Origin of the sequence: Tateyamaria rhodophyticola (assembly GCF_047777875.1) — a bacterium.
GTDB lineage: Bacteria > Pseudomonadota > Alphaproteobacteria > Rhodobacterales > Rhodobacteraceae > Tateyamaria.
Genome location: NZ_CP180519.1, coordinates 3482233 through 3497591 on the forward strand (window position 1 = coordinate 3482233; position 15359 = coordinate 3497591).

Consider the following 15359-nt stretch of genomic DNA (forward strand, 5'->3'; position numbering starts at 1 on the left):
GGCGCGCTACCCTTCTGCGGACAGATCGAAGTTTTCGCCGGGGAAGTACTTTGCGAGGCGGACGTCTGCGGCGCGGGCGTGGCCTTCCATGCCTTCCAGGCGCGAGATGCGGGCGGTGGCTTCGGCCACGCGTTTGGATCCGTCACGCGTCGCGCGCTGCCAGGTCACGATCTTCATGTACTTGTGCACCGACAGCCCGCCCGTGTAATTCGCCGCCCCCGATGTGGGCAGCACGTGGTTCGTGCCGGACGCCTTGTCGCCATAGGACACCGTCGTCTCCTCGCCCAGAAACAGCGACCCGTAACAGGTCAGACGCCCCAGCCACCAATCCAGGTCCGCGGCCTGCACCGTCAGGTGCTCGGGCGCGTAATCATCTGAACAGGCTGCCATTTCCTCGCGATCCGAACACAGGATCACCTCGGCATAATCGCGCCACGCCGCAAAGGCGTTGTCGCGGTTCACCTCCGGCAGATCGTCGATCAGGCCGGGCACCATCTCCATCACCGTCTCGGCCAGCGCCCGGTCATCCGTCACCAGCCAGACGGGCGAGTTGTAGCCATGCTCGGCCTGGCTCACCAGATCCGTGGCCACGATATGCGCGTCCGCAGAGCCGTCCGCGAGGATCAGGCTGTCGGTGGGGCCTGCGATCATGTCGATGCCCACGCGGCCAAAGAGGATGCGCTTGGCCTCGGCCACGAACTGGTTGCCGGGGCCGACGAGGATGTTGGCGCGCGGCAGGCCAAAGAGGCCAAAGGTCATCGCCGCCACCCCCTGCACGCCGCCCATCGCCATGATCCTGTCGGCGCCGCACAGGTGCGCGGCATAGATGATCGCGGGCGCCACGCCCACGCCGGGACGCGGAGGTGAGCACGCCGTGATGTGGCGGCAGCCCGCGACCTTGGCCGTGGTGACGGTCATGATGGCCGAGGCGATATGGCTGTAGCGCCCGCCGGGCACATAGCAGCCCGCCGCATCCACCGGGATCGCCTTTTGTCCCGCAATCAGCCCCGGCACGACCTCGTATTCCACATCCGCCACCGTCGCCTTCTGCGCCTCGGCAAAGCGTTTGACGTTGTCATGGGCGAACTGGATGTCGGCCTTGAGCTTATCCGGCACCAGCGCCGCCGCTGCTTCGATTTCCTCGGGCGTGAGCATGACATTGCCTTCGTAGCGGTCGAACTTGGCCGCATAGTCCAAAGCCGTGGCATCCCCGCCCGCTTCGATGTCGGACAGGATCTGCACCACCGTCTCATGCACATCAGACGCCCCCGTCGCAGAGGTCAGCGTCGCTTTCTTGAGGTATTCGCGCGTCATGATGATTTCGGTCCCATTCAAAAGCATGATTTCCCGGCGCGTGTCACGCGCTGTTGCCGCACGCTAATGGGCCAGGCAAACCGGGGCAAGCGTGGCCGATCCGCAGGAATGCGGGTTCAGGAACATGACGCACTACATTTCAGAAAGCGAAATGTCGGGGGCTCAAAACCGATCATGCGAACGCAAGGACATGGGGTCGAACGAGACCCCTGCGAACGGGGCACACCACTGCAAGGATGGGGCGGCAGCGCCGCGCGCTCACGTCGTCTGCGGCGGTAGTGCAATAAAGGGAACGGCGTAGCGGTTCAGACAAGGTTCGAACCCGACGCCGCGCGCTCACGGAGCCCGCAGCGGCAGCGCAATAAGAGGAGTGGCGGACAGGAAGGGATTCGAACCCTCGAGACGGTCTCCCGCCTACGCACTTTCCAGGCGCGCGCCTTCGACCACTCGGCCACCTGTCCGAGGCCGGGTATAGTGAACCCGGCCCGTGAGATGCAAGGGCAAATCAGAAGATACGAAAGCTTGCGACAAAGGGGAGGTGATCCGACACCTCTTCGCGGAATTTTTCGCGCCCCATGTCGAGCGTCCAGTGCATCGGAAACAGGCGCAGCGACCCACGCACATAGTCGCGCGAGAATTTGCGCGATACGGCGAATCCGTCCAGCAGATTGGCCCGCCCCTTGGACAGGATGTGGCTGAACCGGTCCTGCAGGTCCCAGCAGGACACGAAATCCATGACATCATCCCCGCCGAGGTGATGAAAGTTGCTGACGTCCTGCCCGGGGATCATGTTGAAGTCACCGGCCAGCAGGATCATGTCGGTTTTCCTGCCCGGTGTGTCCTGCAACTGGGTCATCCAGTTGCCGATCACCTTGCACTGGCTGTCGCGCAGGATTTGCTCGGCCTTGCCGCGCCCGGATTTCAGATGCACCCCGATCACCGTCGCTTCGAATTTCGATCCGATTTCCACGTCTGCAGCAAAGGCCATACGCCCGCCGGTATAGTCGCCCTGCGAAGCGGGCACGAAGCGCGGGTTGGTCACGCTGATGCCCGGTTTGTGCAGGAAACCGATATGCAGATGGCTGTCCGGTTGCGGCAGGATCGTCACGTCATAGGCAACGCCGTATTCGTCCTGCAATGTCTGCGCCAACCACTCGATATGCGTGATGGGTGACACTTCGACGAGGGTCACCAGTTCCGCGTCGAGAAGGGCAAGGCCCTTGGCCTGATTTTTGGCCTTCTCGCTGGCGGTGTCGATACCGACACCGGGGGTAAATGGCGTGTTGCCCGCAAGGTTCCAGACAGCAAACCGCGCAATGGAATGGGAAAATGTCGACATGAAATATGCTCCGATCAAAATGGAATGGAGCGATCATAGCCGGAATCGACGCTTTTTTCAATTTTTGCGGGAACTCTCATGCGGGTTGGCGCGGGTCCTGCACACTATGCATACCAGCGTCGGATGCGCGCCGTCAGGTCGCCTCGAGGTGCAGATAGACGCGGCGGTTGCGGCGCCCCTTCTTTTCGATCTTGCCCAGACGCAGCCCGCCAATCTCGCCCGTGCGTGCCACATGGGTGCCGCCACAGGGTTGCAGGTCGACCACGTTTGTATCACTGCCGATGCGGACCAAACGGATGCGCCCCGCCCCGCGCGGCGGCTGCACCGACAGTGTTTTGACCATGCCCGGATTGGCGTCCAGATCCGCTTGCGTGATCCACTCTTCGGTCACCTTCAGATCGGCTTCGACATGTGCGTTCAGCGCCGCTTCGATGGCGTCGCGGTCTTCGGGCGCGTCTTCCATATCGAAATCGAGCCGCCCGCGGCCCGCGCTGATCGACCCGCCCGTGACCCCGAACGGCATCACGACAGACAGAAGGTGCAGCGCGGTGTGCACGCGCATATGCGCATAGCGACGATCCCAATCGAGGGTCTGTTCGATCTGTGTGCCGACGGGGGGCAAGGCGCGCGGTTCGGACGGGACCAGAACGATGTCATCCTTGTCCCCCTTGACCGCGGTGGCGATGGCCAGCGTGTTGCCAGACCATGCGATCTGTCCGCTGTCGCCCGGTTGCCCGCCGCCGGTCGGGTAGAACAGCGATTGGTCGAGGATGATGCCCCCTTCGGCCGTGTGGCCGGTGACGGTGGCCATTGCATCGCGCAGATATGCGTCGGTTCGGAACATCATGTCGGTCATCGGCTGTCTCCATCACCGTCGCTGTCGCCATCGCTGTCACCGTCGTCTTCGCCGCCATGCATCTCCGGATCAATCTCGGGCTGTGCTGGCGGCGGTGCGGTTGGATTGGCGGGCGCGCCCTGCCCCAGTGTTTCGGGATTGCGGAGCCAGACGTCACGCTGTGCAAACGGGATTTCGATCCCTTCGGCGGTAAAGCGTTCGGCAATCTGGTGATTGATGTCGTTGCGCACGCTCAGGCTCCAGTTCACGTCGCGCAGGATGATGCGAACCTCAAAGTCGAGGCTGTCCGCGCCAAACCCCGCAAACAGGATCATCGGTGCCGGATTGGCTAGCGCCATGGGATGCGCTTCGGCAATCTCGCGCAGGATATTTTCGACGCGGCGCGTGTCCGTGCCATAGGCGACGCCCACGGGAATGATCACGCGCCCCACCGTGTTGCCGCGGGTGTAATTGGTCACCGTGCCCGAAATCAGGTCGGCGTTGGGCACGATCACATCCGTGCGGTCAAACGTCTCGATCCGGGTCGAGCGGACCGAGATGCCGCGCACATACCCCATCTGCCCGCCCACCTCGATCCAGTCGCCTTCGGAAATTGGCCTTTCGATCAGCAGGATGATGCCAGAGACAAAGTTGGACACGATGGTTTGCAGGCCAAAGCCAATGCCCACAGACAACGCGCCGGCCACAATCGCGATGTTCGACAGATCAATGCCCGCGGACGTGATCGCAATCACGGCGGCCAGGAAAATACCGATATAACCCAGCCCCGCCACAACGGCGGTTTGCCCACCGGTGTCGAGTTTCGTCTTGGGCAGGACGGATGTCTTCATCGCGGCTTGCGCGCCGCGCGTCAGCAGATAGCCAAGCGTGAACACAACGATGAGCGTAAAGAACGCACCGGGCGAGATTGTGATGTCCCCGATGGTCAACCCGGTGCGCAGGCGCGTCCACAGGTCCAGCAAATCGGTCGTCCGCACGCCCCAAATCAACGCCAGCGGAATGCTTGATGCGAGGATCAGCGCAAAGCCGACAAGCGTTGGGATCAGGCTGTCGGATGCCGCATGACCCGGACGCACCGCTGTGTAAATGTCGCGCACCAATTGCAGCAGGAGCGCCAGCACCGCAAAGAGCGCAAGCGTCAGGATCGCGGGATAGATCAGCGCCTTGGCCGCGACGCCATACCCCAGCGTCGCGAGGATCGGTGCCAGCAGCCCGGCCGCCATCGCCGCCCGCCCCAGCAGGCGGATCACACGGGGGCCGAACAGGCGTTCGCTTTGCGCATCGCTGTCATCCTCGCGCAGGTTCCGCCGCATCAGCCAGCCGATCCGCAGCGTCAGCACCGAGCCCAAAAGGATCAGCGGATAATGCAGGATGGCCTGTGTCGACAGGGCGTAGCGTTCGAAATCCGTGAGCGCCTGCACCAGAAACGACAGGCCATAAACCAACCCCAGAACAAACGCATAGATGCGCCCTTCGGTCCGGCGTTTCGGCGGCAAGGTCAGCGGCGTGGGCAGCGCGTCATCACGTGGAAACACCCGGCTGCCAAGCCAGAGCGCGAAAAAGATGCTGAACCCCATGGGCTCCAGGGTGCTCAGCAGAACCTCAACCCGCGGACCGAACAGGTCCGTGGCCCCGATGGCGCGCAACAGCGCAAAAAGGCCCAGCATCGGCAGCGCGATCTGCCCCAGCGAGACGACGAAACCAGCCAATCCTGCGCCCGTCGTATGCTCGGACCTTTGAATACGGGTCGCCAGCAACTCGGTCCACTGGCGCGACCGTGTCAGCAGCACGATCCCCAGCACGATCAGCGCAATCACCAATGGCAGGTTGTCTTGTGCCTGCGCGCGGGTCGTCGGACTGCTCCAGGCTTGTGACACACCCGCAGCCGTAGCGGCGCCCGTTTCCTGAATATCGCGCCACGCGGCGGGCCACAGGGACGGGTTCACCGGCCACGGTCCCATGTTCAGCAACTGGTCTGCTTGCCGTTGGCGCAGGATCTCGTCGATTTCCCCGATGATGCCGTTTGCACGGCTGAACGCCTCTTCTGCGGTGCGTCGCGGTGTGTTCAACCGTTCAAGCTGCGCGTTCAACTCGGTGCGGCGCGCGGCGATTTCTTCGGGCTCACTCTGCCCCTCTTCGGGGGCCGCGCCCAGGGCAGACAGCTGATCCCGCACCGTTGCAATCCGGCTGGCATTTGCGGTCAGCTGTTCCTGGAACCGACCACGCCAGTCCACGATTTCGGCACGCAGATTGGAAAACGCCTCGTCCGAAGCGCGTGCGGACTGCACCGCGCTTTCGGCGCGGGACGCAACCGATTGCCATGCGGTGACATCAAGGCCGGCGGTAGTCTGCGCCCATGCCCCCAATGTGAAAAACAGCGTCGCGACAAGCGCGAAAAGAGGCCTGCCCAGAAACGTCCGCATCAGACGTCCTCGAACACGCCCGGGATGGAGGCCGGACCACGGTCCAGCCAATGCGGCACCGGCAGGTCCTTTTCGCGCAGGAAGTCAGGGTTGAAGAGCTTCGATTGATAACGCGATCCGAAATCACACAGGATCGTCACAATCGTATGGCCCGGTCCCAGATCCTTGGCCAACCGGATGGCACCGGCGACATTCACGCCCGTCGATGCCCCCATGCACAGCCCCTCTTCCGACAGCAGGTCGAACACGATCGGCAACGCCTCGGTGTCAGGCACGTTATAGGCAAAGTCCGGCGTGAACCCGTCGAGGTTGGCAGTGATGCGCACCTGCCCGATACCTTCGGCGATGGACCCGCCCTGCATCGCAATCTCGCCCGTGGTGTAATAGCTGAAAAGACCCGCACCATCCGGATCGGCCAGCCCGATCTTAACGCCCTTGGGCTGCAACACCTCGGCCACGCCCGCAAGCGTTCCGCCCGACCCCACGGCACAGATGAACCCATCGACCTTGCCGCCGGTCTGTTCCCAGATTTCGGGGCCGGTCGTGTCGATATGCGCCTGCCGGTTGGCGACATTGTCGAACTGATTGGCCCAGATCGCGCCATTCGGTTCGGTTTTGGCAAGTTCAGCGGCCAAACGTCCGGAATAGCGCACAAAATTGTTGGGATTGCGATAGGGTGCCGCAGGCACCTGTACCAGTTCCGCACCGGCGAGCCGCAGCATGTCCTTCTTTTCCTGGCTTTGGGTTTCGGGGATCACGATCACCGTCTTGAACCCCATGGACGCCCCAACAACGGCCAGCCCGATACCGGTATTGCCTGCGGTGCCTTCCACGATGGTGCCGCCGGGGCGCAGCTCACCGCTGGCCACGGCATGCTGGATGATCGACAGGGCGGCGCGGTCCTTGACCGATTGGCCGGGGTTCATGAATTCGGCCTTGCCGAGGATCGTGCACCCGGTTTCCTCGCTGGCGCGGCGCAGCTTGATCAGAGGGGTATTGCCAACAGCGGCGGCGAGATCGGGAGCAAACTGCATCGGCGTATTCCTTTCGGCCTTGTCATTTTGGTGTAACGACCCGTCGCCGTGACCTCAACCCATCCGAAGACGCGCCCGGTGGTGCGCCAGCCAGTAGGTCAGCAGCGCAAGCGGCACGTTGCCCGCCTGCCGTGTCTCGGCCATGTGCAGCAACGCGTCAAAGGACATCAGTTGCGCACGGATATTCTCACCCTCTTCGGGCAGCCCGCCAATCCCCGCAGTGTCATCCGGCAGATCGCACAGCCCCACGAACAGATGATAGAACTCTGTCGTGGCCCCCGGCGAAGGATAGCAGGCGGCAACCTCTTCTATGGCGTCGAGCGTCAGCCCGGCTTCCTCCTCGGCCTCGCGGCGTGCGGCATCAATGGGCTGTTCGCCCGCATCGACAAACCCCGCGATGGGCTCTTTCTGCCAGAGGACCGGGTCGCACCGGCCAATCGGGCCCATACGGATCTGTTCTACCAGCAGCACCCGGTCGCGCACCGGATCATAGGGCAGCAGGAACGCCGCATCCGTCGCCACAAAGACAGCCCGTTCGAGCGGGTCCGACATCGACCCATCAAACCGCTCATGCCGCACCTTCAATTCCTCGATGGCGAAGAAATCGCTGTAGGCCTGTGCGCGGTGCATCACGTCTACCTTGCCCTGCAATGTGCCTGCGCCATGGCGCGGATTGGCGGCCAGCACCTTGCTCCAGGCGCGGGCGCGGATGCGGGGAAAGCGGCGCGCGATCTCTTCGGGTGAGACGTGTCCAAACCCGCTCATCACCTCACGTGCCGCGTGCTCTGTCATCAGCGCCCACCGCACGCGCCAGGCGTCAAAATCCCATGGCCCGGCGCTGGTCCACGCCGCGGACGCGGTGCGGTAGACTTCCACCGCGGCCCCGGCGGCCGTTACGCGCCGTTCGGTGTCATAGTCAAATCCGCCTTCGTAGTAGTCGAGCCGCGCGCGGTCGGTATCGCTCAGGTCCGTGACGACAAGGCCCGCCGCCTGCGCGCCCGGATGGTCCACCAGCATCGGGAACGGCCCCTCCGCCACCGCATCCGTCCGCATGTTGGGCAGCGTGTCTTGCGCGATCTGCAGCGTATCGACCGGTCGTCCCAGCACAATCGCAAGAAGCGGCGCGTGCCGCAGCGTGCCATAGAAAAACAGCGTGCTCATGGGATCAGCGCCACGTCCGCCACGCAAATTCCGCCAAAAGACCGGTCAAGAGCCCGCCGGCCACCACGGTGCCCCAGATCAACGGCGTCGACATCAGGAAGGCCCATTCCGCGCCGATCTCCATAATGGCCAAAAGCGCCTCACCTGCGCCGTCATATCGGTTCTTCATCGCGCGTCCGACCATTTCGTTTGCCGCCTGTATGAACAGGCCCCAGAACACGAGGACAACGCCGCCCGTCAGCCCCACATTGACGGCCGAAGTCCACCCCCGCCCCATCCGGCGGCCGATGAACACCCATCCCACGGCAATGCCCAAAAGGACGTTGACGTGAACGAACCAGCCGAAATTGGTGTCTTCTTCGAACAGGGTCATGATCATGCCCGACAGGACAAAACCAAGGATGGCCAAACCCAACGCCCCAACCAGTTTTGCGGCGTCAGGCATGGGTGATGTCCGTCATGAGTTTATCCGAGGCGTTTGATCGTGATCTGCGTCACGTCGCAGTTGGCACTTTCAAAGGTCGCCGCGCAAGAGGTCAGGTAAAAATTCCACATCCGGCGGAACCGGTTGTCAAAACCCATTTCGGAAATCTGGTCCCACTTTTCGTTGAATGTCTCGTGCCAGCGGCGCAGCGTGATGTTGTAGCTTTGACCGAACTCCACGGACCGTTCCACCGCGAGCCCCGCCTTTTGCACCTGCGCACGCAAGGCCGATGGGCTGGGCAACATGCCGCCGGGAAAGATGTATTTCTGGATGAAATCAACGCCGCGTTGATACACGTCCCACCGCCGGTCCGTGACTGTGATGATCTGCAGCGTGGCATTCTTGCCGGGTTTGAGCCGTTCGCGCACCGTCTCGAAGTAAGTGGGCCAGTATTTCTGCCCCACGGCCTCGAACATCTCGATGCTGGCGATCCCGTCATAGGTGCCCTGTTCGTCGCGGTAATCCTGCAACTTGAATTCAACCAGATCGGAAAGACCCGCCTTTTCAATGCGTTCCTGCGCGTACTTGAACTGCTCTTCGCTGATCGTCAGCCCCGTCACCTTGAGGCCGCGTTCACGCGCCGCATATTCCGCAAACCCGCCCCAGCCGCAGCCAATCTCGAGGATATGATCCCCCGGTTGCGCGCCCATCTGGTCCACCATGCTGGCGTATTTCGCAATTTGTGCTGCCTCGTGGCTTTCCTGTCCGGTCTCGAACAGGGCCGAGGAATAGGTCATCGTGTCGTCAAGCCAGAGCTTGTAGAATTCATTGCCCAGATCGTAGTGGTAGCTGATGTTTTTCCTGGCCTGCGCCTTGTGATTGCGTTGCAGCCAAAAGCGGAACTTTTCGAACTGGCGCACCAGACCCATGCCGGGAAACCCGTCATAGATGTCTTCGTTGTCGGCATGAACGAGGTCCATGAACGCCTGAAGGTCCGGCGTGCTCCACCATTCGTCCAGATAGGCATCGCAAAAGCCCAGGTCACCTTCGCGGATGAGGCGCGCAAACAGGTCGTTGTTGTGCACATGCACCTCTGCCACGGGTCCCGGCTGAGGCCCTTCGGCCCGAAAACGGCGCCCGTCCGGCAGCACGAAATCCAGTCGGCCGGTGTTCATGCCCTGCGCCATGGCCATGACCCGCGCAAAGTAACGTGGCAGGCCGGTCTGGCCGTCGGTTGTCGTGAGGATCATGCTCTCTCCCATCAGCATGACTGTCAAGCTAACTGGACAGTCTGATAGACGCAACCGTCCGGCGTGCCCATCGATCAAAAATCTCGGTTTTCATAAGCGGTTAGCGCACGTTTTCGGCCTTCGTCAGCAGGGACAATCGGTGCCGGGTACGTGTCGGACGGGCTCAACCCCCAGGATTTCGGCACCGCATCGAAGTAGGACAGCGCATCCTCGTGCGGATTACTGCGGCCTTCGGCGATCCAGCGGCTGACATAGGCGCGGTTCTTGTCGAACTTGTCGAGCTGCGTGACCGGGTTGAACACGCGGAAATACGGCGTCGCGTCCGGCCCGGATCCCGCAGACCACTGCCAGCCCATCGCATTTGATGCGGGGTCCCAGTCGATCAGGCAATCTTCGAACCATTTCTGACCGATGCGCCAATCGCTGAGCAGGTGCTTGGTCAAATAGCTGGCCACGATCATGCGGCCCCGGTTGTGCATCCGCCCGGTCACATACATCTCGCGCAGCGACGCATCAACAAACTGAATGCCGGTGCGCCCCTGTTTCCAGGCCGTGACCTCTTCGGTTTCCTTGGTGTTCCACGGGAACGCGTCCCAGTCGGGCTTCCAGTTGTCGTGCAAGATGTGTGGCGTGTGATGCATCAGGTGATAGGCAAACTCGCGCCACACCAACTCCTTGAGGAACGTCTCCGCCCCCGCCTTGCCCTCTTGAAACGCGGCAAAGCCCGCGTGCCAACATTGGTGCGGGCTGATCTCGCCCAGGGCGAGGTTCTCGCTCAGGTTCGAGGTGCGGTCCGATGCGGGCAGATCGCGGCCCGCGTCATATCCCGCCACCAGCTCATCAATGAAGTATCCCAGCCGGTCGCGCGCGGCCTCCTCGCCCAGTCGGATGAACGGGCGCACAACCTCTGCTCCGCGTTGCATGGCCTGACCCAGCGACCAATCGGCGATGTCTTCGCTCTCGGGCCAGGTGTCGGGGGCCGGAATGCTGTCCGGCGCGGACAGGGGGACATCCACATCCCGATCCTTCACAGACCGCCAGAACGGGGTGTAAACCTTGTAGAACCCGCCTGTCTTCGTCTCGGTCGTCCACGGCTCGAACATCAGGTGCCCGCCATAGCTGCGCGCATCTATGTCCGCCTCTTTCAGCGTTTTCTTGATGATGCTGTCGCGGGCCACCGCCTGCGGATCATAAAGCCGCGACCAGTAGACTGCCCCTGCCCCGGTCTCTGCAATCAGCGCCTGCAAGACCTCCAGCGCATCGCCCGAGCGGAAAATCAGGCGGCTGCCCTTGGATGCGAGGCTTTCGCCGAGGTGTTCCACGCCCAAGCCCCACCGCCATTTCGGCGCAGCACCAAGGTCGTCCACGCTGTCGTCGCGGATGACAACAGGGATCACCGGCCGCTCGCTTTTGCACGCGGCGGACAAGGCGGTGTGGTCGCTCAGGCGCAGGTCACGCCGGAACCAGATGATGATGGGGGAGCTGCTCACTCTCAAGGTCCATAACTGTTTGGTAAGCATACGTAGGGCGGTGTGGCGCGGATCAAGCCACGGCTGCGTGACGTATGGTCATGCGCAAGAAAATGGCCCCGACGCAGACGCACCGGGGCCACCAATCGCTTGTGAAAGCGCGCTTATTCCGCGGGCGTTGCGCCCTCGATTTCCGAATGCACCGTCGGCACACCAATCGCTTCACGCTTGCCGTCGTTGTAGATCGCCTTGATCAGCGCGAGGCACATCAGCACCATGACCAGGCTGAACGGCAGCGCGCCAATGACCATCGCGGTCTGGATCGCCGAGGTCCCGCCAGAGATCAGCAAGCCCCCCACAACAAGCGCCAGCGCCGCACCCCAGAACAGGATGTGCGGACGCGCCTTGGGACCTTCGTCACCAGCGGCGTTGATGGTGTTCACGATCAGAACCGCAGAGTCCGCCGACGTCACGAGGAACGTCATCAACAGCACAACGATCAGGAACGCCATGCCCCAGGCCAGCGCCTGCGCAATCGGTGCCAGCATGAACTCGGTCATGGCAAAGATCTTGTCACCATTGGCCGCGTCAAAGATGACGCCGTTCGCCCCGCCGTTCAGCTCAAGGTCAATCGCGGTGCCACCGGCCCATGCGAACCAGACAAAGCACATCAGCGACGGCACGATCATCGCGCCCAACACGAATTCACGGATGCTGCGCCCGCGCGAAATCCGCGCAAGGAACAGGCCCACGAACGGCGCGAATGCGATCCACCAGGCCCAGTAGAACACCGGCCACCAGCCCTGCCACTGTGTCAGCAGGAAGGCTTCCGACCCTTCGACACCGTCCGAGGACCAGACGTTGAAGCTCATCGCCGGCAACGCGATCAGGTAATCCCAAATGCCGACGAAGAACGCCGATGCGCCGAACCATGTGGCCCCGAAGATGATGAAGAAGCCCAGAAGGAAGATCGACAGCACCATGTTGATGTTCGACAGCCACTTGATGCCCTTGCCCACACCGGACAGCGCCGACAGCGTCGACGCGCCCATAATGGCCAGCAAAGCCACGACGATCCCGACAAAGGTCGCGCCGCCGTCGGCGTCCATCAGACCACCAATGCCAATGCGTGTCAGACCCGCCACGAACTGCTCGACACCAAAGCCAAGCGTTTGCGCCACACCGAGGATGGTCGCAACCACGGCCACGATGTCGATCAGGTGACCAACCTTGCCCGACAGCGACGCGCCAAAGAGCGGCGTCAGCGATGACCGGATGGTCAGCGGCAGCCCACGGCGGTAGCTGAAGAAGGCCAGTGCAAGCCCTGCGACGGCATAGCACGCCCACGCGCCAAGGCCCCAGTGCAGGAACGACCATTTGTACGCCATGCGCACGTTGTCCGCCTCACCGCCCGTGGTCACACCCATGATCGTTTCCGGGTTTGACCCGAAATGCGCCACCGGTTCGGCCACGGCCCATGTCAGCATGCCAACACCGATCCCGGCGCCGAACATCATCGAGAACCATGAAAAATTGGAAAACTCCGGCTTTTCGCCCGGTTGGCCCAGGTTCATGCGTCCCGCCGTTGGCCACAGCGCGAGGCCAAGGCACACGATGATAAAGAACGCCACGACCCAGATGTACCAAGCGGCAAAGTTGGCCAGAATGACACTGTTGAGGTCACCCAGTACCCGGCCCGATTGTGTTGGCCAGAAAATGCACCAGACGACCAGCACAGAGATGATTACTTTACTGACGACCGTCACGTCGACGCTGAAGCCACGGTAAAAACCGTTGTCAGCCGTGCGGATCGGCAAATCCGTCAAAGGGGGTTTCATTTGATACCTTCCTGTTTGTCTTATTTTTGTGACATCAAACAAAACACGGTCGGCATCATTAACGAAGGATTAATTGCACCCGATGGCGTCGCAACAGGCCCCAGATCGCCGTTTTTGGCGGTGACATGAAATTCGAAGGCCTGTTTTCAAAAAGAGCGGCCATTTCCCGCTGAGCGTGCATCGCACGTGTGCCGCGTCGAACGGAAAACGGCGCCTCACCTTTGCAGATTCGCGGGCGCTACTTTGCCTGCTTTACGGCTGTCACAGACGCGCTGCCACTGCGCCGGTCACAAGGTCAAAGCGCTGCGCGAATTTTCTCCGCATGCGCCTTGATTGCGTCCATATCGCCCATCTTGCCGGGGGGCCGCATCGCAACCCCCTCGTGCCGGGGATGGATATGAAAGTGCAGGTGAAACACCTCCTGCCCGCCCGCCGTCTCATTGAACTGTTGCAAGGTGATGCCATCCGCCGCAAACCCCGCTTTGGCCGCATTGGCCACCTTGCGCACCGTGCGCATCACCGCCGCCAATTGCGCATCGCTGGCATCGAGCACGTTGCGGCACGGTGTCTTGGGGATCACGAGGCAATGCCCGTCCGTCCGCGGCATGATATCCATAAAGCACAACGTATCATCGTCCTCAAAGACGGTCACATTCGGGATCTCGCCCCGCAGGATCTTGGCAAAGATGTTCTGGTCGTCATAGGCGGTCATGCCGGTCCTCATTGGTTCGTTGTACCCGCACACCCTACGCAAACCGCACCAGAGCACCAGCCCAACACCGCACTGACATTTTTTTGATGAGACATCTTGAACATTGTTCACGGCTACCCAAATTCATGAACAACGTTCAAACAGGGATAGATCTCATGGAAAACGCCTACCTCTTCGTACCGGTTGTCATCAGCCTGATTGTGTCGCTCTTTGCGTGGCGCGCCGTGTTCCTGCGCGCAATGAAGGTCTACGCGCTTGCTCTGGGGCTTGTCGTGGTCATGTCGCTCGGATTGTACATTGCCGCGGTCACCGCGAACGGTTGGGACGGGATCACCTATGCCATCATTCTGGTGCTTGGCAGCCTGCCAGCCGTGGGGGCGATGTTTCTTGGCGGGCTTGTGGGATTGCTGACCCGCAGGGCGTTGCCGCTGCCGTCGTAAGGAAAGGTCGCTGCAATTAAAAAGGCTTGCCGACCCCTCCGGATCGGCAAGCCCCCCAACTCAACAACACAGCACGCAGCCGTGTCGCCACCGGTTCAGGCGTTCACGTCAACCACGACGCGGCCCTTCACCTGACCTTTCAGAATATTTGCGCCCAGCTGCGGCAGGTCCGACAGGGTTGCGGGTTGCACCATCGCCTCCAGCTTGTCCATCGGCAGGTCCTTGGCGATCCGCTTCCACGCCCGCACGCGGTTGTCATAGGGTTGCATCACAGAGTCGATGCCCAGCAGGTTCACACCGCGCAACAGGAACGGAATGACCGTCGCAGGCAGGCCAGCCCCCCCGGCCAGACCAACAGCTGCAACACTTGCGCCATATTGCATCTGACCCAGCAGGCGGGCGAGCATCGCGCCGCCAACCGCATCGACGCACCCACCCCATGTCTCGCCTTCGAGCGGACGTTTCGTGGTCTCGTTCAGCTCTTCGCGCGCCACGATCTGGGTCGCCCCCAGAGATGTGAGGTAATCCGCCGTCTCGGGCCGCCCGGTCACACCGGCCACCTCATGGCCCAGATTGGCAAGGATCGCGGTGGCCACAGACCCGACACCACCCGCAGCGCCCGTCACCAGAACCGGCCCGCCCTTCAAGCCGTGATCTTCCAGCGCCATCACCGCCAGCATCGCGGTAAAGCCAGCCGTACCAACCGCCATCGCCTGCCGCGCATCCAGACCCTCTGGCAGCGGCACCAGCCAATCGGCCTTCACCCGCGCCTTCTGTGCATACCCGCCCCAATGCGCCTCACCCACGCGCCAGCCCGTCAGCACAACCTTGTCACCGGGCGCATAACGGTCGTCATCCGATGCGTCGACTGTCCCGGCAAAGTCGATCCCCGGCACATGCGGGTACTTGCGCACCAGCCCGCCACCGGGCCCGATGCACAACCCGTCCTTGTAATTCACCGTGGAATATTCGACCGCGACCGTCACCTCGCCACCGGGCAAATCGTCCAGCGACAGCTCGGTCACCGCCGCGGACGTCTTGCCGCTGTCTTCATCCTTGTTGACCACCAATGCATTGAACATGTCGCTCTCCATATCGC

At 62.2% G+C, this 15359-nt stretch carries 13 protein-coding genes and 1 tRNA gene; 1 reads left to right on the top strand and 13 read right to left on the bottom strand.

From position 1 onward, the window contains the following. Positions 1-6 precede the first annotated feature (6 nt). The 12 genes from hisD to ACERHN_RS18710 form a co-directional block, all read right to left on the bottom strand. The gene (hisD, locus tag ACERHN_RS18655) at positions 7-1314 is read right to left on the bottom strand and encodes a histidinol dehydrogenase (protein WP_415922770.1); all 1308 of its coding nucleotides are present in this window, start codon (positions 1312-1314) and stop codon (positions 7-9) included. Between the two features lie 371 nt (positions 1315-1685). Next, a tRNA-Ser gene (locus tag ACERHN_RS18660) sits at positions 1686-1775 on the bottom strand. Positions 1776-1819: 44 nt separating this feature from the next. Then, positions 1820-2653 carry a GMP synthase gene (locus ACERHN_RS18665; protein ID WP_415920516.1) on the bottom strand — a complete coding sequence of 278 codons (834 nt, stop codon included), beginning with the start codon at positions 2651-2653 and terminating at the stop codon, positions 1820-1822. A gap of 133 nt (positions 2654-2786) precedes the next feature. Further along, a complete protein-coding gene (locus ACERHN_RS18670; protein WP_415920517.1) occupies positions 2787-3509 on the bottom strand; it encodes an alanyl-tRNA editing protein in 723 nt (240 codons plus the stop codon). Further along, positions 3506-5932 carry a DUF3772 domain-containing protein gene (locus ACERHN_RS18675; protein ID WP_415920518.1) on the bottom strand — a complete coding sequence of 809 codons (2427 nt, stop codon included), beginning with the start codon at positions 5930-5932 and terminating at the stop codon, positions 3506-3508. The genes ACERHN_RS18670 and ACERHN_RS18675 overlap by 4 nt, the downstream gene beginning before the upstream one ends. Beyond that, positions 5932-6966, bottom strand: a complete 1035-nt coding sequence (locus ACERHN_RS18680; RefSeq protein WP_415920519.1) for a cysteine synthase A — start codon at positions 6964-6966, stop codon at positions 5932-5934. Before ACERHN_RS18680 ends, ACERHN_RS18675 begins: the two co-directional genes overlap by 1 nt. Before the next feature lie 54 nt (positions 6967-7020). After that, positions 7021-8127, bottom strand: a complete 1107-nt coding sequence (locus ACERHN_RS18685; RefSeq protein ID WP_415920520.1) for an NUDIX domain-containing protein — start codon at positions 8125-8127, stop codon at positions 7021-7023. A gap of 4 nt (positions 8128-8131) precedes the next feature. Beyond that, entirely contained in the window at positions 8132-8572 is a 441-nt protein-coding gene (locus tag ACERHN_RS18690; protein ID WP_415920521.1) for a TrgA family protein, read from the bottom strand. A 20-nt stretch (positions 8573-8592) separates the two neighbouring features. Then, positions 8593-9801 (bottom strand): class I SAM-dependent methyltransferase, encoded by a 1209-nt coding sequence (locus ACERHN_RS18695; RefSeq protein WP_415920522.1) that lies wholly within the window; start codon positions 9799-9801, stop codon positions 8593-8595. Positions 9802-9875: 74 nt separating this feature from the next. Beyond that, on the bottom strand, positions 9876-11321 hold the full coding sequence (locus tag ACERHN_RS18700; protein ID WP_415920523.1) for a cryptochrome/photolyase family protein: 1446 nt from the start codon (positions 11319-11321) through the stop codon (positions 9876-9878). Positions 11322-11434: 113 nt separating this feature from the next. Then, on the bottom strand, positions 11435-13108 hold the full coding sequence (locus tag ACERHN_RS18705) for a BCCT family transporter (protein WP_415920524.1): 1674 nt from the start codon (positions 13106-13108) through the stop codon (positions 11435-11437). Positions 13109-13403: 295 nt separating this feature from the next. After that, complete coding sequence (locus tag ACERHN_RS18710; RefSeq protein ID WP_415920525.1) at positions 13404-13820, bottom strand: HIT family protein; 417 nt, start codon at positions 13818-13820, stop codon at positions 13404-13406. Between the two features lie 155 nt (positions 13821-13975). Between ACERHN_RS18710 and ACERHN_RS18715 the strand changes: the two genes are divergently transcribed. Next, positions 13976-14260 (top strand): hypothetical protein, encoded by a 285-nt coding sequence (locus ACERHN_RS18715; protein WP_415920526.1) that lies wholly within the window; start codon positions 13976-13978, stop codon positions 14258-14260. 95 nt (positions 14261-14355) lie between these two features. Here the strand turns inward: ACERHN_RS18715 and acuI are convergent, their stop codons facing one another. Then, a complete protein-coding gene (gene acuI / locus ACERHN_RS18720; protein ID WP_415920527.1) occupies positions 14356-15342 on the bottom strand; it encodes an acryloyl-CoA reductase in 987 nt (328 codons plus the stop codon). Between the last annotated feature and the right edge of the window lie 17 nt (positions 15343-15359).